This window comes from Paenibacillus sabinae T27, assembly GCF_000612505.1.
Classification (GTDB): domain Bacteria; phylum Bacillota; class Bacilli; order Paenibacillales; family Paenibacillaceae; genus Paenibacillus_AQ; species Paenibacillus_AQ sabinae.
In genome coordinates, this window is the sequence record NZ_CP004078.1 from 2,363,855 (window position 1) to 2,387,718 (window position 23,864).

Here is a 23,864-nt window from a genome sequence, read left to right on the forward strand (position 1 = left end):
AAAACGGTCAACTGAATGCATGTTTCCATACTCTTCACAGAGAGCTTGAAACCATACGTCGGTTTTAAGGGCCGCCAGACTGTCCTCCAGCCGCGTCAATGTCAGTCTTAAGTTGCTGTCCACGGTAAATGTCGGTACATTCACCATCTTGGTCAATCCACATTTCGTCGTATGATTTGTCACCATTATAAGATGCGCTGGCAATTGACAAATAAGTCAACATTTCATTAGCGGTGCCAGCGGACATGAAAAAAGATGACCCTGAGGAATTCCAAGGTCATCTGCTGCTTTCCTTCCTGCAGGAAAGAAAAGGGAAGTAGATTTTTTATGCTGGGCTTTCTAAAAACACAAGGGGGTAGACCCGGTAATGGGCTAAATGTAAATCTATCCAGTCTGCAACCGCCATGGTATAATGACTGGAGCAATAGAAAGGCTTGTAAGGGCGGCCGGCTAATCTCCCGGAAGGGAGGTGATGCCATGGAGGTTTATCAAGCGTTGTCACTGATGTTCATGTTCGGCATGTTCATTATTGCTCTGCTGAATTACCTCAAAAAGAAATAGGCCGCCCTCTGACCGGGTCGCGGCCTATTTCTTGTAGGTAAACCGTGTTAAAGCCGAACCGCCCTTAAAAGCGGCTATTGCTTGGAGAGTCGTGTTCGCGCACGGCTCTCTTTGCATTGTACGCTGTTTCTAGCCCTACTATACCACATTTCCATAAAACTAAAAATAGTTATACGTGGATTGCTTTCAGCATATTTTCGAAGTTGCTTGCTGCGGCTAAATCAGCTCCATAAAGAACAATGGTACCAAAAGTTTAGGGTTTGTGCTGAAATTCGTCCCCCGATTCGTACCTGATTCTACTTTTCTGGTGAATTTCAGTAATTTCAATCAACGGGAAAAGAAAAAACCCTTGATTTACAAGGGTTTTTCGTGGTGATTCGTATAGGACGGATGGGGATCGAACCCATGACCCCTACCCTGTCAATGGAGCACCGTGGTTTCCTTTGCTGTCCCGCGAGGGCATTAAGGCTTATAAATCGAGGAATCGAAAGGAGAGTTGATAAATCACATTACCTTCGATATCCGCATGTTATTTAGAGTGTGCTACCACAGTGCTACCATGGTACCAGACAAATCGTAGTGCTATTCTCGTTATTTTGCTGCTTATCACATTATAAAAATGAAGAGTGTTTTGAATCTTTTTAATAACTCTTTCATCATTCACACTATTGTATATAAGTCCATGCGATTCCTACATTCAAGCATCCATTCACCATCCTAATATGACAGATCATAAACGAAGTGGTATCTTGTCTTAGCATCGTGATAACCCCAGTTCTTGCCGTTATCAAAGGTAATCCATTCATTTCTTTAATGAAACGAAAGCATCGATGTTGATTCGATGCAGAATAACATCATGATAGGCCTCGCAACGATGCCTCTTTAGTAACTATTGTATGAAGATAAGGGTTTGGCAATCCTATGTGTATAGAACTTCATTCAACCATTGATCAGTTGCCATAGTCAGTTCTTCCCAGCTTATCCCTTGTTTAGCCAATCTGAAATCTGCTTGACCTAAAACGCCTGTGTAGTTATAAGCCATTTGCCGACAAATCATGATCACAGCCCGAGTTGTACAATTTAGCCAGTAAGCATCGAAGCTATTGCTGCTAGCAGTAGCTGTAAGCTGAGCTAATTCGATTTCTCTGTAAGTATTAAGCTCGGGAATAATTTTTTTTAAATGAGTATATAAAGTTTGATCTTTATACACGTGGCACATAACCGTAGTCGCAATTACTCTAGCACTGACATTACAGGCTTCGTAAAACTCACTTTTTTTAGGATTATTCTCTTTATCCATTTGTAGATAAGTTCCTAACCAGTTAATAAAAGCCGCATAACCTAAAGCTTTCTCCAACTCCGTGAAGGCTTTATCACTCCTATTACCTTGCATCTCTTTGCTGGCTCTTGTTGTCTCGTTTTTAATTAACATCATCGTTCGCTGGTCAACTAATATTATATTACTAATAGTTTCAGATGACACGGCTGCTTGGTGTTTAGTGGAAATTCCCCCTTGGTCAAGAGTTTCATTAATAGAACTCGATAAGGCTTGAACACCTCTCTGTTCATAACCATTAAAAACATAACCACAGTTCTCGCACCTTGCATGATTCATAGAAAGAAAGTTTTGTTTATAACAGTTAGGACACTTAATATATAAGGATGAATTATCAATTCTTTCATTGGCGCTCTTACTACCGCTCTGACCATCAGATGTATTATTTAGCCCGTTCTCCTCGACATATTCACGGACACGTTTTAAATGGCGCTCAACAACGTCTAGTCCGCGTTTCTCATCAGGAGTTATTTCCTCCGCATCCAGCAAATCCTCGTAGCGAAGATAGGTACGAGTACTCCCATGATCAGTCACCGTGAGCCAGTGAATCTTGTGGTTCGTGACTTGACCTTTGATGCGCTCCGAAATATTGAGCGAATCATTCTTCGTCTTCTCGTACTGCTTTTCCATGACCAGCTCTGCTTGTGCTAAGATAGCCGCCTCTTTATCAGCGCGATACGTGCGAATACCGCTGACTATAAAGATAGCCAGAATGACTAGAGCGATGGAGATTACGATTTCGATAGTAATAGACACAGAACATCCTCCTGACTTTTATAAATAAAACTAGTCGGTGTCTTCCTAGCACCTTTCTTGTCCTCTGAAATCCTGTAAGTTGTTGGTTTTCCGTTACTATCTATAGCTTGAACTTTACTTCCTGAGTAACCAGAAATGATAAATCTTACAATCTGAATGTTATCTGTTACCACGTAGTATGTACTCAGTTCGATTGATGTACAGAAAAGTATTGGTTTGGTTTAGCGTCGTTGATTGAATGAGTTAGTCACACTGTGAGATCAATCAAGTGATAATGGTCCCTTATCTCCCCATACCTTTCTTATGGCATTATTTTCTCGATCTGAGAAGATGTATCCTGACCCGTCCCATGAGAAATCAGTAGGATGGTGCATTTGGACTTCATCTGCTATGCCATCTGTATAGCCTTGTGTACTGCCAACGAATACTTCTGTGTCGTTATGTCGATTTGAAGTTCCGCGCGGGATCGTTCGAATGATAGGTTTAAGCTTGTCTTTCACTAGAGAATAGTAAATGGTCTTCTCCTTGTCCACCCATACATCTAGGATCTGTCCTTCGTTTGTATTCAGGACAATAATGGACTTACGCGGGAAGAACTGCTCATAGTATATAAAGCCGCCCTCTGTCGCAACCATTACACCATCTGGGAGGAGTTCAAAGTTCGTAGGGTTACCATACCACCCTGTGGGTAGTAACTCCTCCATAGAGCCATTCTGAGGGTTATAGAGAGCAAATCCATAGGTACCGCCTCCAAGCTTACTCCAGAACATAAAGGCTAACTGACTCTGATACGATTCCATTCGGTAAATGTAGTGATACTGATTTTCTTTCATCCACTTTGCAACCTTAGGCATCTCGCTCACTATGCCGTTAGTCACTTTATAGGTTCTATCCTTTAAAGCGAAGTACACGTTATTCTTCACTACAGCGAGTCCTGCTGTATAAAATTCTCCTTCACGACGAGTTACTTTATTTACTGCCATATCTACAATGGTTGTATTCCTCTTACCATTCCACATCCGAAGCTTTGTTTTCTTCTGGTCTCCATCTAAGAAGTACACATTGCCTCTGGTATCAGATACTGGGAATCTTGGGTGATCTACTGAATATGTCCCTTGTCCTGCTGTGCCATTCCCCGTAATCGTACTTACTTCGCCGTACTCCCCTTTAGCTGTGACATAAGCCTCAATTTCTGCAGCTGACACGGTACCGCATATGAATAACCCCATTACTATAACCAAGATTACTAATCTTTTCACATTATCATCTCCTTTACTACAGCAAGTGCTGCGCTATAGAATTCTCCGTCACGGCGAGTGGCTTTATTCCTTTATGAAGCTGGCGCTGGCCAAGTATACGGCTTGTTGCTTTGTGTTTACAGCCGCATGTGAAACAGGGGTTATTGAAGTGGCTACTGTAAAAGCTATTACCGTTGTTACGTTCTGTTCATATACATGTCTCCTCATAATCTAATTTAGACTGGTCGGTTGTTTTGGTCCGCTGTTATTTGGAAATCACTACATACGGCCCTTACTGTGACAGTCTTTAAACGGTTACATGCTGTTAAGTAAGCTTATTGCTACAGCGCCAAGCACTATCAGCAACAGTATGAATAGCAGGCATCCCCAGCCGATCTTTCTAGCAACACCCTTATCGCTAAACAGCATAAATCCTACTATGACGATACCTGTAATCAATCCAGCGCTTATCATTCTTTCTTCACCTCCTTACCTTAAAAATTCATATAAGGATTCAAAATTCATAAATTTTTCCAGGGTCAAATAATATATATGATTTGTTCCTTTGAAATCCTAACGAGCCCACCCCTTATCTACAAAATAGTAGTTCTTCCAGCCTAAACCTATAATCCTAGTTGTATATTTATTACAATAGTATATATATCACAAATGATACTAATACGCTATAAAATTGAATTTATAATACTATTAAACTATCGATGCTCCGTTTGCTCTAGGCTATGGTTGCCGTAGAGGTGATAACGTTGAGTAGTCGTACAATGAAGCTTATAGGTGAGCGTATACGCGCTTTACGTGAACAACGAAAGTGGAGTCAGATGAAGCTAGGGGAGCTTGCCGAGCTGCATTACACTTACATCGGGCGAATTGAACGAGGTGAGAATAATGTCACAATGAAGAGCATTGAAAAGGTAGCCGCTGCGCTTGATGTCCCCTTTGAAGAACTATTCCGTTTTATTCAACCTTTAGAAAAAGGCAGGGATAACTACTATCTGTCCTTGCTTGTATCGAAATTCCAAAGCAGAAGTGCCTCGGATCAAAAACACGCTTACGAATTACTTAGCTATATGCTTGAATGGAAAGACGAATAGTAGTACATACAAATTAAGGACTCGTATTTCATTCCGTTGAGGGATGAGTACGGGTCCTTTTTTGCGTTCTGCCGCTTAACAGAGATTATTAGGAGCTGTGAGATAAAGCTCTAAATTGGAGAGGAGGGAAAAGTCATGCTCAGACAACCATTACAGAGGATGGAACGTGGTCATCCTCGAAGCTTATCAGGATGCGGTTAAACTTGGACTCAGCTATGATTTCATTCAGCTTCTTAAAGAAGAACTGAATCGGCGCGGCATTAACACAAATCTTACAGAGGAGTGATTTGATTGAGCAGACAAATATTGATTGCACAAGCTAAGGGGAATATCCAGTACCAGTTTTACAGTACAAGCATGCTATATCCCGCTTACTACAATAACTACAGAGGTTCTGAAATCATTAAGAATGTAAAGCTTAGCGTATATGGCATAGTTGCAATCATTTTTATAGGTCAGGAACAAATTCATTATGACAGTGGCCCGCTTAATACAAGGAATTATAAGGTCAGCGCATTGTTCCATCATCTGTGCAGACAGGACATACAAGAAGTTGAGGAGATAAGACGAATTATCTGGAGCGAATATTCGGATTGGTGCAAAAATTCATATGGCAATCCATTCAGTCAAAAAGCGAATCAATTGCTAAGGAGGGATCTATCCATCAAGAAATTCAGGCTGAAATCAGATAATGAAGTAAGTAAGAATAATGAACGGTAGGACTCCTACTTATTTGCCAATCACGGCAATAGTAGGAGTCTTTATTAATTTCAGCAGTTTAACAAGCCAATATAAAACAAAGCTTGATATCCAGACATAACAGGCAAGACAGAGAATAAAAAGGCTGTGTGAGAGTAGGTCGTCGGGAGGTAATTAATATTGAAGGAAAATAAAATCATCAATGAAGAAATGACTGTTCTTTTACGGCAATTGGTTATGCAAAATCAGATCAGTATGGCAGGGCATGTGCTTAAAGCCTATTTTATTCGACGATGGAAGACCAATGAGGAGTTGGCGACCAAGTATGTAAGAGGTTATTTCTTTAAGTATTATCCCGAGCAACTTGAGAGGCACCTGAAGCGTCTACATGCAGTTAGATAGGGAGGTTGATAATCAATGATGAAGGAGCTCCCAGAGTGTAAAAGAGGCTCTACAGGAGGTCAGGAAGCTCCGAACAGTAAAGCTCCACTTCATACCAAAAACGGGTTAAGAAATAATCGTTACCTGACCCTGTTGGTAATGACGGAAATGCAGCTTGAGCAACTGCAAGATAATGAAAAAGGACGCTTTGCAGAGCGCCCTCGGTAATACTTATTCGAATCAATAATAAACAAATATCAGTTCATATTCAAGAGGAGCGGCTGCGGCTGACTCCTCTATTTTACGTTATGGAGGAATTTATAATGACAACCAACAATCCATATATGGCCATAATCGCCAATACATTGCGTGAGAAAAAGAGCAGCTACACCGTTGAGGAAATTATGAAGGTATTCAGCACACCTGAGGAACTATTGGGTGCTACCGAACAGGAGTTGATGCAGATACGTGGTATTGGAAAAGTTAAAGCCCAGCAAGTCGCAGCTGCCTTGGAGCTTGCCAAGCTGCTAAATACACCCAAGCAACTTCCTGCTGTTATACGCTCTCCGCAGGATGCTTATGAACTTCTGTACAGTGAATTGTCATACCTAACGAAGGAGCACTTTATTTGTCTGTTCCTCAACACCAAGAACCGTATTATTGGTCAGCCAGAGACGATCTCTATAGGTTCCCTGAACTCAGCAATTGTACATCCAAGAGAAGTCTTCCGCGCCGCCATCAAACGTTCCAGCGCAGCCCTTATTTGCGCTCATAATCACCCCAGCGACGATCCCACTCCCTCTTTTGAGGATATTCAGCTTACAAAACGCTTAGTAGATGCTGGCGATATTTTAGGCATTAGTGTACTTGATCATTTGATCATAGGGGGTCAGGATTATGTATCCTTAAAGGAACGTGGTTTGATGTAACCAAATGGGGAGTCAGTCAAACGGCTAGCTCCCCTCCTTTAAATGCCTGCGGCTGCAGGATACGCGCTCTGCTTCGCTACGCGCTATATGTTCTCTCGTCCGCCCCATACGCAGTTCTATGTATAAATGTGCAAAATCATATTCGTGGAGGAATGTTACAATGACAAACGAAGCAGCTATCGGATACGCCTTACTGGCGGCTAAGAAGATGGGATTATCTAAAGAGGACTTAAAACGCCTCGAAGCAATTATGTACAGCTATCTTGACCTTGTTACAGAGGAAGAGGCAGAAGAATTGTATCGTAGGAATTAGCGGAGTTTCATCAAGTGCCAGCTATTATGGTTGGCTCTGCGTTCCTATTTAAGAAATCCAAAAATAGACAAGCGGTATGACGGGTCAATTGCTTTGTTAATATGCATCTCCTGTGCTAAGTCCGTATACGTTGTTTCCTCATCATTTTGCCTCTTATTAATATAATGTAGGCACAGCCTACGTCTATGTTCATTTGCCTCTTTCTGACATTTTGTAGTTCCAGGCAGACTATCCTCTAGTTCCAGCGCCTTAAGAAATTCTTCTTCATAGCTATTCATCATCGTCAGTCCCTTCTTCAGATTGGTTAGAACCAAAAACAAAGTCATCCTTGCGGTCAAACGTTTCGTTGTTAATATTCAAATGGTTCGCTCCTTTATCGTATTACATTCACATTCAGAGTACCGATCCCCACATGTCAGAGTCATTACTAAATATTGCTTTCCAGTAAGCTCTTTGTTCCTCGATATCCATCAATTCCTCAGCTTCATAGTTATCGTCGGGATCATCTTCAGAGTACTGGAAGTAAAGCTGACAATCAACGTACCAACTATCGTAAAGATAGCGTTCGAACGCTTTACGGCTTTTTACAGGGATAAGCAATTTCCCTGTCTCGATAAGGCTGATTGTAGATGCTGGAAGGCCCACAATCTTGCCCAGCCCCTCCTGATCGAAACCCTCTATAATTCGCTTCGCCTTGATCTGCTTGTGTAACGCCAGATTATCCACATTGATGAACACAGATCTCCTTGCATTGTAGATACTCATAATATCATCTGGATTATGAACATAATCGCGTCTAAAGCCGAAATCACCATACTTAACTACATCCGATAGGTCCATATAATCATTCCTTTTGATGGGTATTGGGCCTCTCCCTGGAGAAGAGAGAGGCTATATTAGGAAGGAGAACCGATGCAGGAAACTCTAGAAACCCTTATCGATTCTATTCTCAACTTATCCATTTTAGTAAAAAAATACAAGTGATTTATTAAACAAATTAATAATCCTGTTTGCCTTTTTGCTTCACCTACACACAACTTACTCCTGTGCTTGAGCAAACCCGCACCAGTACTGGATTTGTTGGCTCTCACAGTTAAACTCTCAGAGTGCGGAATATGATGCTCTCGGTGGGGGCCAAGGTACTATAATCAGTAACCAAATAATCATTGATGATTAAACACCGATGAATAAGCATAAGAAATGCTAAGTGCTGGCTACATCTTCTCATGTTATGATTCCTATATGCCGTAACTTGAAAGGAGCAATAATGATGAAGTCATTAATCAGCGAGGACGAATTCAGGATTTATCTAGGCAGGGTATTAAGTAGTGAAATATTAGTTCGAAATTGTATATCAAGATGTCGGCGTGTTGAGCATTCGGAAGGTAACTTGTATGATCAATACGCCAAAGATTGTGGAAGATCGCTTCTGAAACGCCTGTTCTATAGTAAAAAAGATGCTGATCGTGGACTTGAACCTGAACATGGAATTACGTTTAATGGGAGTAAGGGATACCATTCAATACGAGAAGGTACAGCCTCATTACGGAGCGCGGTTCAGCACTACTTTGAATTCTTAAGACAGTAAAGCTGATGTTTGTTCGGCGCGACCATTCAAAGCAAAGGGAATAAAGATGTCGCTTGCCGCTAGGCAGGCCTTCAAACGAAGTTTGAAAGGCATGGGAATAGCTTGAATAATGGAGACTCGCTCGTAAAGGGCAAGCCGCATACGCGGTCGCTATCGCGCCCCTTGACGGCTCACGTGCGTTTTGGCAAATCATCTTAAAACGAGGAGAGAGTACGCCATAGATATGAAACCTGTAGAGTGAGTATCGTCGATATTAGCGTAAGCAACAAACAACCCCACCTTATCGTTAAAATGAGCTTGTGGATGTTTGCATACCTAGCAACACATGGAAGCGGCGAGAGGATCAAAAATCCCTCATAAAACCTTGTCATTTCCAGCAAGGAGCAATAACGATCGTATGTTCGTATTATATTCCGTTCTAGTACTTTCTATAAGGGAGGAGAGCTTTGGCATTACAGTAGATCAAATACCTTCTGTAAGACAAGCGACTGAATATCGAAATTATACTCTTCATATAGCGTATTGTTGAAAACATTATTTTTGTACATTTGTTCGGTCAGGATAACTCGTTCCTCACCTTCCCATAACCATTTCATCGTTACGCCTAACCCAAGTCCATTACGATTTTCGATATGATCGTCAGTTACAATACCGACAGCTTTAATGACCAGTGATTTCTCGGATTGACCAGCTATCGACTTTATGTAGATAAAGTCACCTGTCTTGAGCTTGTTAAGCATCTTGTGCAAGGCTGGCGCATCAGCAGGATCATATCCAATGCAAGCACAATTATTCTGGATGAATTCGTCCTTTTTGTCTTGTGTTCTTCCATACATGGCTCCAATACCGTAAATAGCCATAATGTTCGCCTCCTTAGTATCTCAGTTCTACTTTAACCAGTGTATAATCAGGATATTTTTCTACTGCTTGCTGCAAGCCAGCTTCGAATCCATAATGTGTTGTGAAGATTTCTGCTTGCTCGCCTAAGTAGCTCTCAGCTTGGATAATACTCGACTTCTCACCGTAAATAATACGCTTCATTCGATGATCTACTAGTATGCCAAAGTAAATGATATACATGTGTCCCACCCAAACTTAACGAGATATAGCCATGGAAATAGTATACAGGAACTCATCATCCTGGTCTATTCAAGACTAATCGTACTAAATAGTTATAAAACATTGATCTTCCTGCATTTTAGCTAGTTATAGATCTCATCCTGCCAGGTTACTAAATAGACTGATTAAACCGCTTCAAGTGGAGTTAGGTGGGGTTTAGTACAACGATAAGACTAGTTTAACTCTAGTTATAAAAACAACTAAAGCCATCCTAGTCCGATTAGTCTTGATTATTCGAGTAGAAGTGAGTACCTTGGCATTCGAAAAGCATCGGGATTTTTCGCTCGTGAGGATGATCGCTGATCGCCTGGGGCATACCAACGCATCTATGACCCTTACATGGATATTTGATTATCTACTCACCCTGTAATACGACGTAGGTTATATCCTTTTTTTGCACATGCATATCCGTTGTTGCCGTTTTAAATAAATAACCACATTGGTTTTAATCAACAGATAGCAGAGCTATAGTTAAGTGACTTAATATAATTATCCATTAACGTAAAGTCAGGATTTCCATTAGCATCTATAGGAAGCTTTATCTTTGATGTTCGCATTCGTTCCATGTGCCACTTCCGTCCATAATTGTATCTATACTTCTCTTCTCTTATTAATGTAATGATAAACATTGCAATGTGCTGAGTGAGAGTAAATTTAGGGTAAAGAACATTTACATCGTCTGATGCCCAGAATGGTTTTGGCTGATAGAAAGACTCGGCGACGGAACCATTGTAGTTTACCGTTATGGTATTACCCTCATGTATTGCTTCCTGACCTACAAAACGGGAGACTCCATTATTCTTGTCAATAGATCCTATAAAAGGGGTTTCACCCTCCAACATATTTGCCTTCGTGAGTCTTTTACCTTTCTTGATCTCAAATAGATCTTGTAGTTCAAACCATTGCCAATTCGCTTTGTCTAAATCAACGTGGATTTCTTTAGTAACAGGGAGATTTGCAGTATCAAATGCGTTTACGTCATAGGTGTTGACCCAATCAGGAATCTGTTCTGGAGCAGGTATTAGAATATCCTTCAAAGACCTGTTAGCTTGTCTTCCATAGTTATAACGATACCTATTTGCCTTGATACAAACGCAGTAATATAAAAGCTCTTGTTTTGTCATTGGGCTTCGTGGACTCAGACAAGCTACATGAAATCCTGTGTAGTAAGGTCTCTCTTGAATAAAAGTTGAGAGTACCCCATTTCCACTTAATGCACATGTAAGTTCACCTGCTGGATTAGGTTCAACCCCATCAATTAGTTCAACATACGCTGAGATACCATTATCATTCATTTTTCGTGATACGAATGGGATGCCTTCTGATCCACATTGCTTTAGTCGATTCAGTTCTAGGCTATGACCATAGCGAACATCAAAAAGATCACTCAGCTTCTTTAGCATCTTCTTCTTCGCCCCCTAAAGATCCGCCAATCAATTTAAAGACAGCGTATTTCTTGACCGCTTCTTCAAAGGCTTCTTTGGTTATTGCAGAGTAATCGGTTTCCATATATGCTTCTGCACACCATTCATCATCATGTGTTACATATTCCATCACACTTTCGCCAGGTTTAACGTCCCGATTTCTGTATTGCTGTATCCATCGGTCGCGAATAGAAGGCCATGCATTACCTTGATCTACACGTCCCCTATGCTTCGTTTTAGTGTACCCGTCATCTTTCCAATATCCAAACCATGTTTTCTTATTGCTGGTCTTATGCGGTACACCAGCAGTAAAAATCATAATGCAGGTAATAACTCCAACAGGGTAAAATAACTCATCTGGCATCGACATAACAGCTTCTAAGGTGTGATGCTTGAGTAGCTCTTCTCGCATAGGATGAGGTGAAATTGCACAGGACATTGGCACGATCGCAATTCCTGTACCACCTTTTTGTAGAGCATTCAGCATATGATTTACGAAAACTAATTCATGTAATTCAGCATCACCTTGAGCATAAGGGGGGTTAAGCATACCAACTTGGCATTTATGCCCTTTAATCGCTTTAGTTATTGCCTGATCAAATGATGAGCCTTGATATAAATTCGCTTTTCCATCACCACGTAAGATCATGTTACTTGCTGCGAGTGCATACATGTTCGGTTGTTGCTCAACACCTACAAGACACTCTTTCTTAATGAATTCTCTTTCCGCTTCTGTTCTAGCGAGTCGAATCATTTGTTGCATAGCAGAAATGAGAAATCCACCTGTACCAGCACAAATATCAAGTACCTTCGTAGCGATTACCTTTGGCCTTCCATTCTCATCTGACTCTATACTGACCTCCAAGTTTGCAAGGAGTGAGAACAATTCTGTGACGTGCCTCGGTGTTAGTACAATTCCAAGAGCCTTTTTGTCTCCTCCTGTGTACTTCAAGAACTCACCATAGAACTGGCCAACGACATCAAAATCGTGATAAATACTTACGAATGGCCAGACCTTCTCATTCAGCATCCTAATTAACTCATGTAATGTGCCCTTTGGGAACTTTGGAACTGCCTTACCAAGCTCTGGATGAACTGCAATTGTTGAATATGGTTGTGCCATATTAGCTTTCTTCGAATTGGGAATCTTCGCTTTTTCGATCTCCTCTCGAATAACGTGCATCCATTGTTTCTGTAGATCTTCAGGGGAATACTCCCCAAAGCTCTTTGCGAAAGCAGTATTCCTTAGGGCAATAAGTGTCCCGCTCACAAGAAGTGGCTTCTCACTTTCAGTGAGTTTTGCGTGATCCCGCATAAAATCGTGCAGTTCTCTTGAGAATGCCATTAAGTCATCATGACGTTGCTTTGCAACTTCAGGGTCAAAAGAACCATGTCTTAGAAAATCGTCATATGGAATTATTGAATTGATTTCTTGGCCATGTTCATTAGTTAGAACTTTAGAGTCGCTTGAACCCTTAGGATGCAGATATGTAGACACCTTTAACCCTGACTTTGTCTGACCACTGACTGCCACAGAGATGACGCTGAATGATTTACTAAGAAACTTTGCATAGTGGAGGACACCATCTACAGCAAACTCAACTGGCTTATTCAAATCAGGAGATTGGTGGAACTTAGTGCTGGCCTTACACTCAAAAATGATAAGAAAGTCAGGGGAAGATGGCGAACTAATAATAAATTCTGGTGCACCTTTCCCGCCTTTTCCAGACTTGCTAGCCCCTTTAAGGAGCTTCGTCACTTCATCAATTTGGCTTTTCTGTTCTTCGATAACAATATCACTATCTGTATTACCGTATCCAAGATCTCTTAGAATGTCTCTAACGACATTCTCGGTTATCCTTTCATTTGCCATATCAATTCTCCTTATGTAAACTGAAAAATTTTAGAAATATTCCAGGCGCAGATATTATGTTGCTAGATACTTTCAATCTTCATAACGAGCCCACTGGTTCCCAGTCGTATACAACAACAGCCCATCTATTATTTATATCACAAATAACCCGTCCGTGTAATGATATATACAAGAAAGGCATACGAACTCATGGGGCATCTCTCGGATAATTCTTACACTTTTTCACCCTGCTAAGAAGGTAAATGCAAATAAAATGATCAAACTTGTTGATGATCGAAATAGCTCGTTGTATCTGGTTAAGTTAAACTAAAATGATGAATATAAGGGATAGTTAAGAGACTTGAATTCTCCCCACTAAGGGGCGCATTCAGGCCTTTTTGCGTTTCTTACAGCGATAATCGGGGCAGGTGAGATGAACCCCATACGAGGAGGTGAGAGCAGTTGGAAGCCTTTATGATGGTTTTGGATAAAGTAATTGATTCCATGATCAAGTTGGAAGCAGAATGGGAGCGTATCGAGAATACTCATTCCGATTACCTGGATGAACATTATCGGCTGAGCAGTGATTGGCGGGAGACCGTTCATCAGATGATGGAATGGCGAAACCAAATTAGGGAGGAATGAAGCATGGTTGTTAAAAGAGGCTTGAGACGAAGATATGACGATATTGCTTCGACAACTCGTCATGAATGGACATTTCCGCATGGCGGGTACAGTACTGTTCGTATTCAAAAGGAAATGGGAGCTTGAAGATGAGCTTGCCGCTCTTTATGTGGTTCGGTACTGGCAAGAATTACCCTTCCCACCTTGAGAAGCATCAGAAAGGGAAGAGACAGGCTGGTTAAGGAGAAGAGGTGAGACGAAAGATGAAAAACATTGAGCAATTGATCCAGCGGCGGAAGCAACTACAGTTCGTCAAGGCAACATTGAATCGGAATGCGCTGCTCACTACCGCTGAAGGTATGATGTACGTCAAGTGCTTGGCTCTGTTGGCAAAGACTGAAATTCAGCTTGGAGAAAAAGAAAAAGGCCGCACAGCGAATGCGACCAAGTAAATCTGACTACTGCAATTGTAACTGAATAGTTCTGCCAACACAAGGGAGTGGCCTTATTCGGGCTGCTCCCTTTACTCATTTTAAAATTTGAACACGTCTTAATTAATGGGTAGAATATGTTTATAGAATAAATAATGGGGGTGTTTAAATGAATCAATCAGCGGTGTGCAGTAAGTTTAAACGTATGCTAAATGATGAAATTGCAGCTGGGGAATTCTTTCAGGACCTGAAGTTAGAGAGTGCGTTGAAAAAGGATCTTATTACCCCTGAAGGGAAACAATCTATGGGTTTACCCGTTGATGCCCCTCTTAGTATGTATGATTTAACCCGCCCTGCATTAGAAGCATTACCTAAGTTCAGGTTTATGTACCTTGTTTCCTTGTTTGAAGCTTTTGTACAAGAATATATAGCAGAGCGAAAGGGTATAAGTCTTGATGATTTAAAGAATTCTTTAACTAATGAAAGGTCGACGTGGCAAAGGCTCAATGGACATACTTCCGTTGGGTCAACAAGTTATTACAACGTAAGATTCGTTAACTGGCTCTTGAATGAACTATATTCAATTCAAATTCAGTCAGTTATCGAAACGCTCACTCTTGAAATGGGTGATTTAAGAAAATGCCTGGTTCACCATGGTGGAGAAATTACCAAACAAGATTTTGTTGATGGGCTTAAAGCTACTTGTTTGCAATTAGGTCTGCCATCAATCATCGGTACAAAGGTAACCGTCACTAAAAAATTAATGTCAATTTATATTGAAGATTTTCGTAGAATTCTAAATCTTTGTGATTTTTAAAGACGAATCCCAGTCCTGAGGAGTAAGCAAGAAACATTCCATTAATCGTCCTTTACGGAGCCTCTCGTGAAGCCGTGTTTCCGCTTCCTTGCGGAGCTTCCTGGAAGCGCCCAATTGGGCTTGCGAGGCTAACACGGCTCTTCTCTCCATAAAGGAATCTCTGACGCTCAATGAATGAACTACTCCTGCTAGTTAATTTTCAAGCAGTGAAATCGGTGTGTGGGTGGTACCGTTCACCAGTCGTTCCCTTATGACATCCAGTATCGGACGAGGCTCCACCTTCTGCTCTCTATCTCTCAACCGTACCACTTTAGCTTAACCTGATTTGCCGCCCGTTGGGCATTCGTACAGGAAGGATGCCGTTCCTGATCTGAAATTATTGCTCGAATCTCATCCATCGTCATTCAAATCACCTCTGTTTGCTCATCAAGATCATCGATTACATACGTCAACGCCCCACCATAGTAACACTCTTGATAAAGGTATTTCTGCACAGCAGGCCAATACTTGCGAGCTATAGGCCGTCTCCCGCTCTCGATCTGGAAGTGGCCATTCCAAGATGGGATGCTAGTTCTGATTGAGTTAAGAAGTCATGGTAGCGTTTCAAGTGAAGGGCATAGCACACAGGAAGTCCATCAGCATTGATCAATACGTACTTATTGAACAAGCGGTGTAAATTCCAATAAGGAATGTCCTCCTCATTGTCATCGAAATCGCTTGGGTAATACGATTGCTTCTTCATCAGTTCATCCTTTCTGTTAACAACGTAGGGATAATGCGGCCCCCTGTACGTTAGAGAGCCGCTATGAGTAAAGGAGACAGCTATGCGAGTTGCCATCCCGCAGAGACTGTAAACTTAATCATTAGGATGATGCGAATTAAGAGAAAATTTAGGTAGTATGTGATACCAGGCAAACTAATAGGACTAAACCCGCTTAAAGCCTTGATATACAAGGACTTAACGCAGTATTACGTAAGGGGACTGATAATCCTAATCAGAGGATGGATCGCCGCCGCTAGGCATTATAGGTCATGCATCAGTATAGAGATAGGACTAGCGAAAATCCAGACGTATCACGGCTTGCAGGTGGATTAGTCCGAATAGTATTGAAAAATCGCTCAGGAGTGCTTACGATCAATAGGAACAGATATGAACTTACAGCGGCGGAAATCTGTCACGAGGTTCTAGCGCTCACGTCTGATGATGGAGAGTGAATGAAGCTGGGAAGGTCATCTACATTGGAGAGTATGAGGTTATACAAGTTCACCGCTTGTGCTGCCGCATACTCTCTTATTTTTTTCTGATTGGCCCTTGTGAGATGCCCCCACACCAGGCTCCCTGCATTCAGTTGCCTGACAAGTTCCTGTTGTTTAGCAGGCATTGCCGTAATGTCTGTAATAATCTGATACTGCTGGGCCGAAATAAAATCATCAATGGTCAGCGCCGACACCTTCTTCATAGTCGGGAATCGGAAACGAAGCTCTGTCCGTGTCCATGTATCTGTATGAGTTCGGTGCCGCTCCTGCATCTGAAGCTGCTTGTCATACATGTGTAGCTGAACAGAGGATCGCCTGGACCCCATATACATTGAAGTAGGCAGAGGCCTAACATCTGCTCGCTTGGGAGGATGCACGGCGTGGAACTGTTCATAAGGAGTGTTACTGTCGAATGCAATATCTAGCCGCTTCACTGACCACCTATGCAATGGTATCAGACTGAATATGTCACGTAGCAACGGGCTATCGTCAGAGTAGCCGTGAAACATGAGCTTACAGGTAAACTTCGAGGTAGGAAACTTGGGAATGTGCCATAGGTATACGCCCTTCCGCTTATCTAAGACGAAGTAACGATACCTTACGTGATTCGTGTTGTTGTACGCCTTGATAATGCTGTTGAATAGCTGTCTGCTTTCGATGTCATTTAGTTTGATGTATAACGTCTTTGTATCCGATGATACTCTCATGCTATGGCTGCCCCCTTATCTGTTGTAAGGAGATAGAAACGACAAGAAACTGTGTAATACTTATCTCCACAGCTAGAACAACCTTTTACTTCATGAAAACACAAGAGAACGTATGTGCTAATTTGTTTGGTTTAACGAAATTTACTGGCTAATGAAGATAGCCTTAGCAGTAATGCTTCCGTTTTACTTTTGTCCAAGCTCTGCTTTGATTCAAGCTTCTGTTTATGCTTATCAGATAAGAATTTGATTGTCTGCTCAATGAACTCAATGTCCTCAGGATCAAGCACATATTGATCAAAAATCCTCTTCTCCATTAATACGTTCTTACTTGTACCTTGATAGACCCTCATTACGAATTCGATAGATACTCGATCCAGGACAAGACCCCCGTCCTTCTCGTAAATTTCTTCTCCTTCTTCATCAAGATCACCGTCATAATCAAGCAACTCGGGATATTTTCTTACGAGAGCAGTACGTTCTCTTGGATCATGCGGATGAATCGTACCTGCTTTTCTGTAAAAATCATCGAAATATGCTTCCTCATCCTCATGCTTTCCGAGGAAAAATCCCGCCAATGGCTCGTTCGCCTCGTCTGGGAAAAATAAAGCAGTTGGAACATTGTAATGATTCTTGAGATTTAAGATCATGTTTCGTCGTGGCTTCTTAATGTTCTCTTCAATGTTCTTTAGTCCCTGATAAGAAACAAACTGCTTTATCGGATCGGGTATATTGACCACGGCTTGTCTTGTGTATTCACCTGGATACATTTTGTTTAACATTTGTCGAATAGTCTTGAATTTGCTTCCAATGCTCTTTTTGTTCAGAGACGAAAGCTCCTTATGCCAAATAAATCTTCCTCTGACTATAGCCATTCTGGTTCCTCCTAGCTTGTATTTGAGTTGAATCAGATTTGAGGGCTTTATACTTCTGCGTTCATTACTTGTTCAAATCCAAGGAAGTAACATAGGTTCAATGATTAAAGTTGAAATGTAAATAAACAAACAACACCTTATCTTACACTAGTTGAAAACAAAATCAACCTGCTGTAAAGTCATGTTTGCAAGACAGCTGCGAGACATTTTTGGAAGGATGTGACTAAACGATGCTTACGTCAATCATTCAACGCTCTGCAAATAATCTTGTTTCTACGCAATTTTGGTAGCGGGCGCACCGTCTTAATCAATCAGCTTAAAACCAAATTAATATACCTGGAGGTATTCAAATGATTATAAAGCAGAGTGATATGGAACAAACGGGGATCGTTCCGTTCGATCAATATGAGCTTCCAAGTTTCCCAGTGGACATCTTTCCGAATTGGCTAGGACAATTTGTCTTAAGTGTATCAGATGCTTCTCAGACCCCAACTGACGCTTCAGGCTTTGCCGCATTATCAGTCTTGTCTACAGCATTATCCAAGAAATTCTTAATTCGTCCGTTTACAAGAGGATCATGGACTGAGCTAAACAACCTTTACACGGTAGTAATTATGCCATCGGGTGAAAGAAAAAGCGTAGTTCACAATGCCTTCGTTTGGCCCGTTATCGAATATGAGAAACGGAAGAGAAAGGAGGCTTTACAAGATAAGGACTCCGACTCTGACGAAGACGGCTCCATGCCTAGATTTATTGCAGATGACACTACCCCCGAGAAATTAATAGGCCTAATGAAGAAAAACAATGAAAGAATGGCAGTTCTCTCATCTGAGGGGGGATTGTTCGAGATGCTGGATGGAAAGCGATACACAACCACTCCAAATCTGGATGTATACCTGAAGTCGTATACAGGTGATTATCTCGCTGTCGATCGAATGGGACGTCCTTCTGAAGTGCTTAACAACCCTATACTTACAATCGGTTTGTTTGTACAGCCAAGCGTACTTCAGGGGCTTCCTGATCGCTTAGCAGATCGTGGATTATTCGGTCGGTTCCTTTACGCCAAACCCAGATCGATGCGTGGCAAACGTGATGTAACTCCTAAAGAGATAGATGAGCACGCGGCCCAAAAGTTCTATGCTTCCATCACTGCTATGATGGAGTTTAATCCAAAATATCCAATTCAATTAAGCCTTTCAGAAGAAGCACAGGAGTTATTTCTTGCTTTCTTGAAAGAGCAAGAAGAAAGTTTGAATAATGATCTTGCATTTGACTTCATGACATCTTGGACTGAACGGCTCCCCGCCCATCTATTACGAATTGCTTCATTATTACATGCAGCCGAACAGTTCGAGCTTGGAGAAGACGTACTGGGTGATATAAACCGCATTATCAGTCTAGACACTATAGAAAGGGTACTTGGGACAATTCAGTATTTTGTTGACCATGCGTTGGCTGCGTTCGGTTGTATCAAATCAGATGAGGAACTGGAGAGCGCGAAATACCTTTGGAATGTTCTGGTTAGAGAAGGGAAGCAAGATTATCGAAAGCAATACATCTGGCAAAAGACAAAGGGTAAGTTCGCTAGGGTGGAACGACTTGATACTGCCATCAGCATACTTAGACAGCGATCTTATCTTGATATAGAAACTGACTGCTCTAAGCCTGGAAGAAAAGCATTGCTTATCAGGTTGAATCCTAAGGCAATTGAACTTTTCGACCCGTATCGAAGTAAACGCGCATCTGTTAATCAAGCGGAACGTATATCTCTTCCTAAAGAAATTGTGAAAGGATGATTACTATGCAAAACTCTTACCCTGAAGTGCTTAACGTAGCGGATGTTCAAAATATACTGGGAATTGGCCGCCGTCAAGCTTATGAACTGGTGAACTCGGGACAATTTCGTGTAGTGCGTGTCGGTAAGTCGATTCGCATTCTGAAGGAGGTCTTCTTCATGTGGCTTAATGGCTAAGAATACATCTTGAAAGGTGGTGATATAGAGTGCTAGTGGAACGTATTCGTGGTGATCCATAATCCTCTAAATTCTTTTAACAACTACAATAATTCAATGGAGGCGATTGAAATGACAGTTGCGGGCTATGTAGGAAAGTACTTCGTGAAGAAAGAGAATAAGGAACTGTACTTTTACACTCTGACTTTGGGCAAAGATGCTAACGGTAAGCGAATCCAAATTAAAAAGCGCGGTTTCAAGAGTGAAAGGGAAGCAAAGAAGGCGCTTAGGGAAGCTCAGGTGCAAGCAGACAAGGGTTCTTATTGTGAGCCGTCTAAACTGACCTACGGAGAGTTTCTGATGGAGTGGTTCAGAGGTAAATCATCTAATTACGGAACGCAGACGGCTAAGAGCACGGAATCATACATCAGACTTCATATCAAACCGCAGCTTGGTCAGTATCCATTGGCAAAGTTAAATATCATAACAATTGAACGTTTTGTGAACGGCCTGAGAGACAAGGGGTTGGCAGAGGGTACTATCAAACGAATTTTTAATGTGGTTACAGCCTCGCTTAATTCGGCTGAGAGAAAAGATATTATTCCAAGGAATGTGGCCTCAAGGATAGATAACAAGCCTAAGGCTAAACGGAAAGACATGCAGATATGGAATGCTGATGAGGTCAGACATTTCCTTCATACAGTCCGTAAAGAGGAGGTACGATATTATGAAGCATTCCATTTGGCACTAGCTACAGGGATGCGGCAAGGAGAAATACTTGGTCTGCGTTGGCGAGATGTGGATTTAGAACGTGGAGTGATTTCAGTCAGACAAACGCTGAGTCATGATGGCAAAGAGTTAAGGGCTGGAGCAAAAACAACAACCAGTATTCGGACAATCTCACTTGATGCTGATACAACCCAAATGCTGGAGAAGTGGAAGCGTCGGCAACAACTGGAGAAATATGACGCTGGGGGAATGTACATTAATCATGACCTTGTGATCTGCACAACGGTCGGAACACCAACTACACCGAGGAACCTGTCCAGAACGTGGTACAGCATGCTTAAGAAGTCCGAACTTCATCCTATTACTTTTCATGATCTTAGACACACCCATGCTTCACTGCTGCTTAAGAATAATGTGCATCCTAAGATCGTATCAGAGCGCTTGGGACACGCTTCAATACAGATTACCCTTGATCTATACTCTCACCTGTTTCCGAACATGCAGGAAGAAGCTGCACACGCTCTGGGAGAACAATTATTCAGAACCTGAGTTGCTCAGCGGTGATTGAAGGATACAGGAAGATATGAACTGACTTACTACCACGGTGCTACCACGAAGGCAAAGGAGAGGCTATGTTGAGATGGAATCTGTCCTTAAAATGAAAAAAAAGCCTTGATACACAAGGCTTTCTGCGTATAGGACGGATGGGGATCGAACCCATGACCCCTACCCTGTCAAGATAGTGCTCTCCCGCTGAGCTACCGTCCTGCAACGAGATTTATAATATCATAAAGCTGGCAGGAGATGCAACTATTTTTTTGAAAATGAAAAAAGCAGGGAGTGCTCCCCAAAAAATTAGCGATAAATTCAAAAGCTTACCTGTCAATGTGATGTATTTGGCGGAAATCCCTCAGGGTTATGTGATTGAATTAAGAATTGAAGACCGAAATTCCGAATTAATGATTAGGGGTCATCTCATCCCGATTCAGGATAAATAAAGAAGGACCTAAAGCACGAAACGTTCAGCCAATTACCAGGAGGGATAACCATGAATGTGGAGGAAATCATGCTGCTTCACCAAGGCGGCAAGTTAGAAACAACTTTGAAGCATCCAATCGAATCGATGGAGGATTTGGCCAAGGTCTATACACCGGGTGTTGCCAAGGTATGTCAAGCCATCGCTTCGGATCAGGATAAAGCATATGAGCTGACTACGAAAAAAAATACAGTGGCGGTCATCAGCGACGGTACGGCGGTACTGGGGCTTGGGGATATCGGACCGAGAGCGGCCATGCCGGTCATGGAAGGAAAAGCCGCGCTGTTCAAACAGTTTGCCGATGTGGATGCGGTGCCGATCTGCCTGGACACGAAGAGCACGGAAGAGATTATCGCGATCGTCAAGGCGCTGGCTCCCACGTTCGGAGGCATCAATCTGGAGGATATTTCTTCTCCCCGCTGCTTCGAAATTGAGCGCCGTCTCAAGGAAGAGCTGGATATTCCGGTATTTCACGACGATCAGCATGGTACGGCGATTGTGGTGCTGGCCGGACTGCTTAACGCGCTGAAGGTAGTAGACAAAGACATCAGGGACGTCAAAATTGTCGTAAACGGCTGCGGAGCGGCAGGCATATCGATCGCAAAAATGCTGCTGGGCGCAGGAGCCGAAAATCTGATCGGCGTCGACCGGGAAGGCGCGATTAACCGCCAGAATGTGTACGACAAGCATCACTGGACCGAATTTGCACAGATCAGCAATCCCCATTTGGAGCAAGGCTCTTTGTCCGACTGCATCAAGGAAGCGGATGTATTTATCGGGGTTTCCGCACCGAACGTGCTAAAAGTCGAGGATGTTCAAAATATGGCCAAAGATCCGATCGTATTCGCCATGGCCAATCCGACACCGGAGATCGATCCCGCTCTTGCGGCCCCGTATGTCAAGGTTATGGCGACGGGTCGCTCCGATTATCCGAACCAGATTAACAATGTGCTTTGCTTCCCGGGCATATTCCGGGGGGCTCTAGACTGCGGCGCCACCGACATTAACGACGAAATGAAGCTTGCGGTTGCGGAAGCGATCGCGTCGGCGGTCGACGAATCCGAGCTGAACGAGCATTTCATCATTCCCAATGCTTTCGACAAGCGGGTTGTGGAATGCATTCGAAAAGCAGTAGCCGAAGCGGCTATCCGAACCGGCGTTGCCCGGAAAAAAGCGCTGACCAGCGTGTACTAACTCAAGTGAAAGGCAGCACATTCTGCCGAATGAACGAGGTTTGACTTTATCAATATAAAAAGCGAACCGGCCAACGATGGGCCGGTTCGCTTTTTATTTATGCGGCTTCAAAAGGAAGAGAAAATGAATCCTAAAGCCGCGGTAAGTCAGGAGATCTTGAACGCGGCGCTTCCCAGCCGCTCGCCCCGGCGGAGCTTCTCGCGGACTGCCATGATGGCGGCGTCCGCCTTCTGCAGCTCTTCCAGCAGCTCGGATTCGCCCTCGTCGCTGCGAAGGACATCGGCGATGCCGCCGCTCTTCAGGATAATCCGGCTGTGAGCGAGCAGCGCCAGAATCGGGTCGTGGGTCGCCATCAGCACAATCTTCTGATTCTGCACGAGGATGTCCAGTGCCTGTCTGCGGTCGATCCCCGCGTTCTCGATTTCGTCGATGAGCACAATTGGGCTGTCAGACAGAATCGCGGTATCCGCGATCATCAGGGCCCGCGACTGGCCGCCGCTCAGCGCGGTGAGCGGAGTGTCCGAAACAATCGGCTCCCCGGTCAGCCGGTTGGCCTGAGCGACGACGCTGTCGATGAGATTCGCAAGTCCCGCTTCTTCGAAACGGGTGTCGCGGCACTCCGCATGCATGGCGATAAATTCCGCTACCGTAGCGTCCATCACAAAGTTCATGTTCTGGGACAGCTGTGCGATCAGCTTTCTGCCCCAGGCGAACCTGAGCTCGGGAGCAGGAGGCTGATCGTTAATCAGGATGCAGCGCCCGCTCGGCGTATCCCGCTGGGCAATATATTCGATATCGGCCAGCAGCCTGCTCTTCCCAGAGCCGGTCGGCCCCACCACGGCCACAAGATGGCCTGGTACCAGCCTTAGATTGACATCCTCGGGGCTGCCTGACTTGGAACGGCCCCCCAGAATCGTAATGGACTCAATGCTGTCCGTCAT

General features: G+C 43.0%; 28 protein-coding genes and 1 tRNA gene. 16 read left to right on the forward strand and 13 right to left on the reverse strand.

The features are described 5' to 3' along the window. The first annotated feature begins 477 nt into the window (after positions 1 to 477). Positions 478 to 561, forward strand: a complete 84-nt coding sequence (locus PSAB_RS26130) for a putative holin-like toxin (RefSeq protein WP_219214875.1) — start codon at positions 478 to 480, stop codon at positions 559 to 561. A 919-nt stretch (positions 562 to 1,480) separates the two neighbouring features. Here PSAB_RS26130 and PSAB_RS10805 read toward each other — a convergent pair. The 3 genes from PSAB_RS10805 to PSAB_RS25760 form a co-directional block, all read right to left on the reverse strand. After that, positions 1,481 to 2,653, reverse strand: coding sequence for a hypothetical protein (locus PSAB_RS10805; protein ID WP_025334598.1), 1,173 nt, complete (start codon positions 2,651 to 2,653; stop codon positions 1,481 to 1,483). Between the two features lie 260 nt (positions 2,654 to 2,913). Continuing rightward, entirely contained in the window at positions 2,914 to 3,912 is a 999-nt protein-coding gene (locus tag PSAB_RS10810; RefSeq protein WP_025334599.1) for a hypothetical protein, read from the reverse strand. A 294-nt stretch (positions 3,913 to 4,206) separates the two neighbouring features. Then, positions 4,207 to 4,365 carry a hypothetical protein gene (locus PSAB_RS25760; RefSeq protein WP_158442585.1) on the reverse strand — a complete coding sequence of 53 codons (159 nt, stop codon included), beginning with the start codon at positions 4,363 to 4,365 and terminating at the stop codon, positions 4,207 to 4,209. 290 nt (positions 4,366 to 4,655) lie between these two features. On the opposite strand from PSAB_RS25760, the gene PSAB_RS10815 reads away from it, so the two are divergent. The 7 genes from PSAB_RS10815 (at position 4,656) to PSAB_RS25935 (ending at position 7,322) form a co-directional block, all read left to right on the forward strand. Then, positions 4,656 to 5,000, forward strand: a complete 345-nt coding sequence (locus PSAB_RS10815) for a helix-turn-helix domain-containing protein (RefSeq protein WP_226991789.1) — start codon at positions 4,656 to 4,658, stop codon at positions 4,998 to 5,000. Positions 5,001 to 5,166: 166 nt separating this feature from the next. Continuing rightward, a complete protein-coding gene (gene sda, locus PSAB_RS25065) occupies positions 5,167 to 5,286 on the forward strand; it encodes a sporulation histidine kinase inhibitor Sda (RefSeq protein WP_144240506.1) in 120 nt (39 codons plus the stop codon). A 5-nt stretch (positions 5,287 to 5,291) separates the two neighbouring features. After that, positions 5,292 to 5,720: a hypothetical protein gene (locus tag PSAB_RS10820; protein WP_025334601.1), complete on the forward strand. Its 429-nt coding sequence runs from the start codon at positions 5,292 to 5,294 to the stop codon at positions 5,718 to 5,720. Between the two features lie 159 nt (positions 5,721 to 5,879). Beyond that, positions 5,880 to 6,101, forward strand: a complete 222-nt coding sequence (locus PSAB_RS10825; RefSeq protein WP_025334602.1) for a hypothetical protein — start codon at positions 5,880 to 5,882, stop codon at positions 6,099 to 6,101. Positions 6,102 to 6,116: 15 nt separating this feature from the next. Continuing rightward, the gene (locus tag PSAB_RS10830; RefSeq protein WP_025334603.1) at positions 6,117 to 6,308 is read left to right on the forward strand and encodes a hypothetical protein; all 192 of its coding nucleotides are present in this window, start codon (positions 6,117 to 6,119) and stop codon (positions 6,306 to 6,308) included. Positions 6,309 to 6,403: 95 nt separating this feature from the next. Continuing rightward, positions 6,404 to 7,009 (forward strand): RadC family protein, encoded by a 606-nt coding sequence (gene radC / locus PSAB_RS10835; RefSeq protein ID WP_025334604.1) that lies wholly within the window; start codon positions 6,404 to 6,406, stop codon positions 7,007 to 7,009. A gap of 160 nt (positions 7,010 to 7,169) precedes the next feature. After that, positions 7,170 to 7,322, forward strand: a complete 153-nt coding sequence (locus PSAB_RS25935) for a hypothetical protein (protein WP_193373920.1) — start codon at positions 7,170 to 7,172, stop codon at positions 7,320 to 7,322. A 44-nt stretch (positions 7,323 to 7,366) separates the two neighbouring features. Here PSAB_RS25935 and PSAB_RS10840 read toward each other — a convergent pair whose 3' ends face one another. From PSAB_RS10840 to PSAB_RS10865, 6 genes are all read right to left on the reverse strand, one after another. Beyond that, positions 7,367 to 7,603, reverse strand: a complete 237-nt coding sequence (locus tag PSAB_RS10840) for a hypothetical protein (protein WP_144240507.1) — start codon at positions 7,601 to 7,603, stop codon at positions 7,367 to 7,369. A gap of 112 nt (positions 7,604 to 7,715) precedes the next feature. Next, the gene (locus PSAB_RS10845) at positions 7,716 to 8,162 is read right to left on the reverse strand and encodes a helix-turn-helix domain-containing protein (RefSeq protein ID WP_025334606.1); all 447 of its coding nucleotides are present in this window, start codon (positions 8,160 to 8,162) and stop codon (positions 7,716 to 7,718) included. 1,200 nt (positions 8,163 to 9,362) lie between these two features. Beyond that, positions 9,363 to 9,770, reverse strand: coding sequence for a hypothetical protein (locus tag PSAB_RS10850; protein WP_025334607.1), 408 nt, complete (start codon positions 9,768 to 9,770; stop codon positions 9,363 to 9,365). Positions 9,771 to 9,783: 13 nt separating this feature from the next. Beyond that, positions 9,784 to 9,951 carry a hypothetical protein gene (locus tag PSAB_RS25765; RefSeq protein ID WP_158442586.1) on the reverse strand — a complete coding sequence of 56 codons (168 nt, stop codon included), beginning with the start codon at positions 9,949 to 9,951 and terminating at the stop codon, positions 9,784 to 9,786. 527 nt (positions 9,952 to 10,478) lie between these two features. After that, positions 10,479 to 11,432 (reverse strand): restriction endonuclease subunit S, encoded by a 954-nt coding sequence (locus PSAB_RS24580; protein WP_025334609.1) that lies wholly within the window; start codon positions 11,430 to 11,432, stop codon positions 10,479 to 10,481. Continuing rightward, on the reverse strand, positions 11,413 to 13,326 hold the full coding sequence (locus PSAB_RS10865; protein ID WP_025334610.1) for an HsdM family class I SAM-dependent methyltransferase: 1,914 nt from the start codon (positions 13,324 to 13,326) through the stop codon (positions 11,413 to 11,415). The genes PSAB_RS24580 and PSAB_RS10865 overlap by 20 nt, the downstream gene beginning before the upstream one ends. Before the next feature lie 441 nt (positions 13,327 to 13,767). Between PSAB_RS10865 and PSAB_RS10870 the strand changes: the two genes are divergently transcribed. The 3 genes from PSAB_RS10870 to PSAB_RS10880 all read left to right on the forward strand — a co-directional run bounded on the left by PSAB_RS10870 (position 13,768) and on the right by PSAB_RS10880 (position 15,177). Continuing rightward, positions 13,768 to 13,950 (forward strand): hypothetical protein, encoded by a 183-nt coding sequence (locus tag PSAB_RS10870; RefSeq protein WP_025334611.1) that lies wholly within the window; start codon positions 13,768 to 13,770, stop codon positions 13,948 to 13,950. A gap of 242 nt (positions 13,951 to 14,192) precedes the next feature. Then, positions 14,193 to 14,381 (forward strand): hypothetical protein, encoded by a 189-nt coding sequence (locus tag PSAB_RS10875; protein WP_025334612.1) that lies wholly within the window; start codon positions 14,193 to 14,195, stop codon positions 14,379 to 14,381. 148 nt (positions 14,382 to 14,529) lie between these two features. Beyond that, a complete protein-coding gene (locus tag PSAB_RS10880) occupies positions 14,530 to 15,177 on the forward strand; it encodes a hypothetical protein (RefSeq protein WP_025334613.1) in 648 nt (215 codons plus the stop codon). Between the two features lie 1,175 nt (positions 15,178 to 16,352). On the opposite strand, the gene PSAB_RS26135 is transcribed toward PSAB_RS10880, so the two are convergent. Together PSAB_RS26135 and PSAB_RS10895 are read right to left on the reverse strand one after the other, a co-directional pair. Continuing rightward, entirely contained in the window at positions 16,353 to 16,637 is a 285-nt protein-coding gene (locus tag PSAB_RS26135; RefSeq protein WP_226991790.1) for a hypothetical protein, read from the reverse strand. 635 nt (positions 16,638 to 17,272) lie between these two features. Then, positions 17,273 to 18,013, reverse strand: a complete 741-nt coding sequence (locus tag PSAB_RS10895) for a hypothetical protein (RefSeq protein ID WP_025334616.1) — start codon at positions 18,011 to 18,013, stop codon at positions 17,273 to 17,275. A 350-nt stretch (positions 18,014 to 18,363) separates the two neighbouring features. Between PSAB_RS10895 and PSAB_RS10900 the strand changes: the two genes are divergently transcribed. The 3 genes from PSAB_RS10900 to PSAB_RS10910 all read left to right on the forward strand — a co-directional run bounded on the left by PSAB_RS10900 (position 18,364) and on the right by PSAB_RS10910 (position 21,242). Further along, positions 18,364 to 19,809: a YfjI family protein gene (locus PSAB_RS10900; protein WP_025334617.1), complete on the forward strand. Its 1,446-nt coding sequence runs from the start codon at positions 18,364 to 18,366 to the stop codon at positions 19,807 to 19,809. A gap of 5 nt (positions 19,810 to 19,814) precedes the next feature. Continuing rightward, a complete protein-coding gene (locus PSAB_RS10905; protein WP_420835626.1) occupies positions 19,815 to 19,985 on the forward strand; it encodes a helix-turn-helix domain-containing protein in 171 nt (56 codons plus the stop codon). 111 nt (positions 19,986 to 20,096) lie between these two features. After that, positions 20,097 to 21,242 (forward strand): site-specific integrase, encoded by a 1,146-nt coding sequence (locus PSAB_RS10910; RefSeq protein WP_025334618.1) that lies wholly within the window; start codon positions 20,097 to 20,099, stop codon positions 21,240 to 21,242. A gap of 147 nt (positions 21,243 to 21,389) precedes the next feature. Here the strand turns inward: PSAB_RS10910 and PSAB_RS10915 are convergent. Continuing rightward, positions 21,390 to 21,461, reverse strand: a tRNA-Val gene (locus PSAB_RS10915). A 50-nt stretch (positions 21,462 to 21,511) separates the two neighbouring features. Between PSAB_RS10915 and PSAB_RS25770 the strand changes: the two genes are divergently transcribed. Both PSAB_RS25770 and PSAB_RS10925 read left to right on the forward strand, forming a co-directional pair. Beyond that, a complete protein-coding gene (locus PSAB_RS25770; protein ID WP_025334619.1) occupies positions 21,512 to 21,691 on the forward strand; it encodes a hypothetical protein in 180 nt (59 codons plus the stop codon). Positions 21,692 to 21,741: 50 nt separating this feature from the next. Next, positions 21,742 to 22,923 (forward strand): NAD(P)-dependent malic enzyme, encoded by a 1,182-nt coding sequence (locus tag PSAB_RS10925; RefSeq protein ID WP_144240508.1) that lies wholly within the window; start codon positions 21,742 to 21,744, stop codon positions 22,921 to 22,923. Positions 22,924 to 23,069: 146 nt separating this feature from the next. Here the strand turns inward: PSAB_RS10925 and PSAB_RS10930 are convergent, their stop codons facing one another. Then, entirely contained in the window at positions 23,070 to 23,864 is a 795-nt protein-coding gene (locus tag PSAB_RS10930) for an ATP-binding cassette domain-containing protein (RefSeq protein WP_038595776.1), read from the reverse strand.

What these genes read in the sequence shown, in the direction of transcription:
- PSAB_RS26130 (WP_219214875.1), top strand. Translation starts at nt 478, where the DNA reads ATGGAGGTTTATCAAGCGTTGTCACTGATGTTCATGTTCGGCATGTTC.
- PSAB_RS25760 (WP_158442585.1), bottom strand. Translation starts at nt 4,365, where the DNA reads ATGATAAGCGCTGGATTGATTACAGGTATCGTCATAGTAGGATTTATG.
- PSAB_RS10830 (WP_025334603.1), top strand. Translation starts at nt 6,117, where the DNA reads ATGATGAAGGAGCTCCCAGAGTGTAAAAGAGGCTCTACAGGAGGTCAG.
- radC (WP_025334604.1), top strand. Translation starts at nt 6,404, where the DNA reads ATGACAACCAACAATCCATATATGGCCATAATCGCCAATACATTGCGT.
- PSAB_RS25935 (WP_193373920.1), top strand. Translation starts at nt 7,170, where the DNA reads ATGACAAACGAAGCAGCTATCGGATACGCCTTACTGGCGGCTAAGAAG.
- PSAB_RS10840 (WP_144240507.1), bottom strand. Translation starts at nt 7,603, where the DNA reads ATGATGAATAGCTATGAAGAAGAATTTCTTAAGGCGCTGGAACTAGAG.
- PSAB_RS10845 (WP_025334606.1), bottom strand. Translation starts at nt 8,162, where the DNA reads ATGGACCTATCGGATGTAGTTAAGTATGGTGATTTCGGCTTTAGACGC.
- PSAB_RS10850 (WP_025334607.1), bottom strand. Translation starts at nt 9,770, where the DNA reads ATGGCTATTTACGGTATTGGAGCCATGTATGGAAGAACACAAGACAAA.
- PSAB_RS25765 (WP_158442586.1), bottom strand. Translation starts at nt 9,951, where the DNA reads ATGAAGCGTATTATTTACGGTGAGAAGTCGAGTATTATCCAAGCTGAG.
- PSAB_RS24580 (WP_025334609.1), bottom strand. Translation starts at nt 11,432, where the DNA reads ATGCTAAAGAAGCTGAGTGATCTTTTTGATGTTCGCTATGGTCATAGC.
- PSAB_RS10865 (WP_025334610.1), bottom strand. Translation starts at nt 13,326, where the DNA reads ATGGCAAATGAAAGGATAACCGAGAATGTCGTTAGAGACATTCTAAGA.
- PSAB_RS10875 (WP_025334612.1), top strand. Translation starts at nt 14,193, where the DNA reads ATGAAAAACATTGAGCAATTGATCCAGCGGCGGAAGCAACTACAGTTC.
- PSAB_RS10880 (WP_025334613.1), top strand. Translation starts at nt 14,530, where the DNA reads ATGAATCAATCAGCGGTGTGCAGTAAGTTTAAACGTATGCTAAATGAT.
- PSAB_RS26135 (WP_226991790.1), bottom strand. Translation starts at nt 16,637, where the DNA reads ATGAAGAAGGTGTCGGCGCTGACCATTGATGATTTTATTTCGGCCCAG.
- PSAB_RS10895 (WP_025334616.1), bottom strand. Translation starts at nt 18,013, where the DNA reads ATGGCTATAGTCAGAGGAAGATTTATTTGGCATAAGGAGCTTTCGTCT.
- PSAB_RS10900 (WP_025334617.1), top strand. Translation starts at nt 18,364, where the DNA reads ATGATTATAAAGCAGAGTGATATGGAACAAACGGGGATCGTTCCGTTC.
- PSAB_RS10905 (WP_420835626.1), top strand. Translation starts at nt 19,815, where the DNA reads ATGCAAAACTCTTACCCTGAAGTGCTTAACGTAGCGGATGTTCAAAAT.
- PSAB_RS10910 (WP_025334618.1), top strand. Translation starts at nt 20,097, where the DNA reads ATGACAGTTGCGGGCTATGTAGGAAAGTACTTCGTGAAGAAAGAGAAT.
- PSAB_RS10925 (WP_144240508.1), top strand. Translation starts at nt 21,742, where the DNA reads ATGAATGTGGAGGAAATCATGCTGCTTCACCAAGGCGGCAAGTTAGAA.
- PSAB_RS10930 (WP_038595776.1), bottom strand. Translation starts at nt 23,864, where the DNA reads ATGACGGACAGCATTGAGTCCATTACGATTCTGGGGGGCCGTTCCAAG.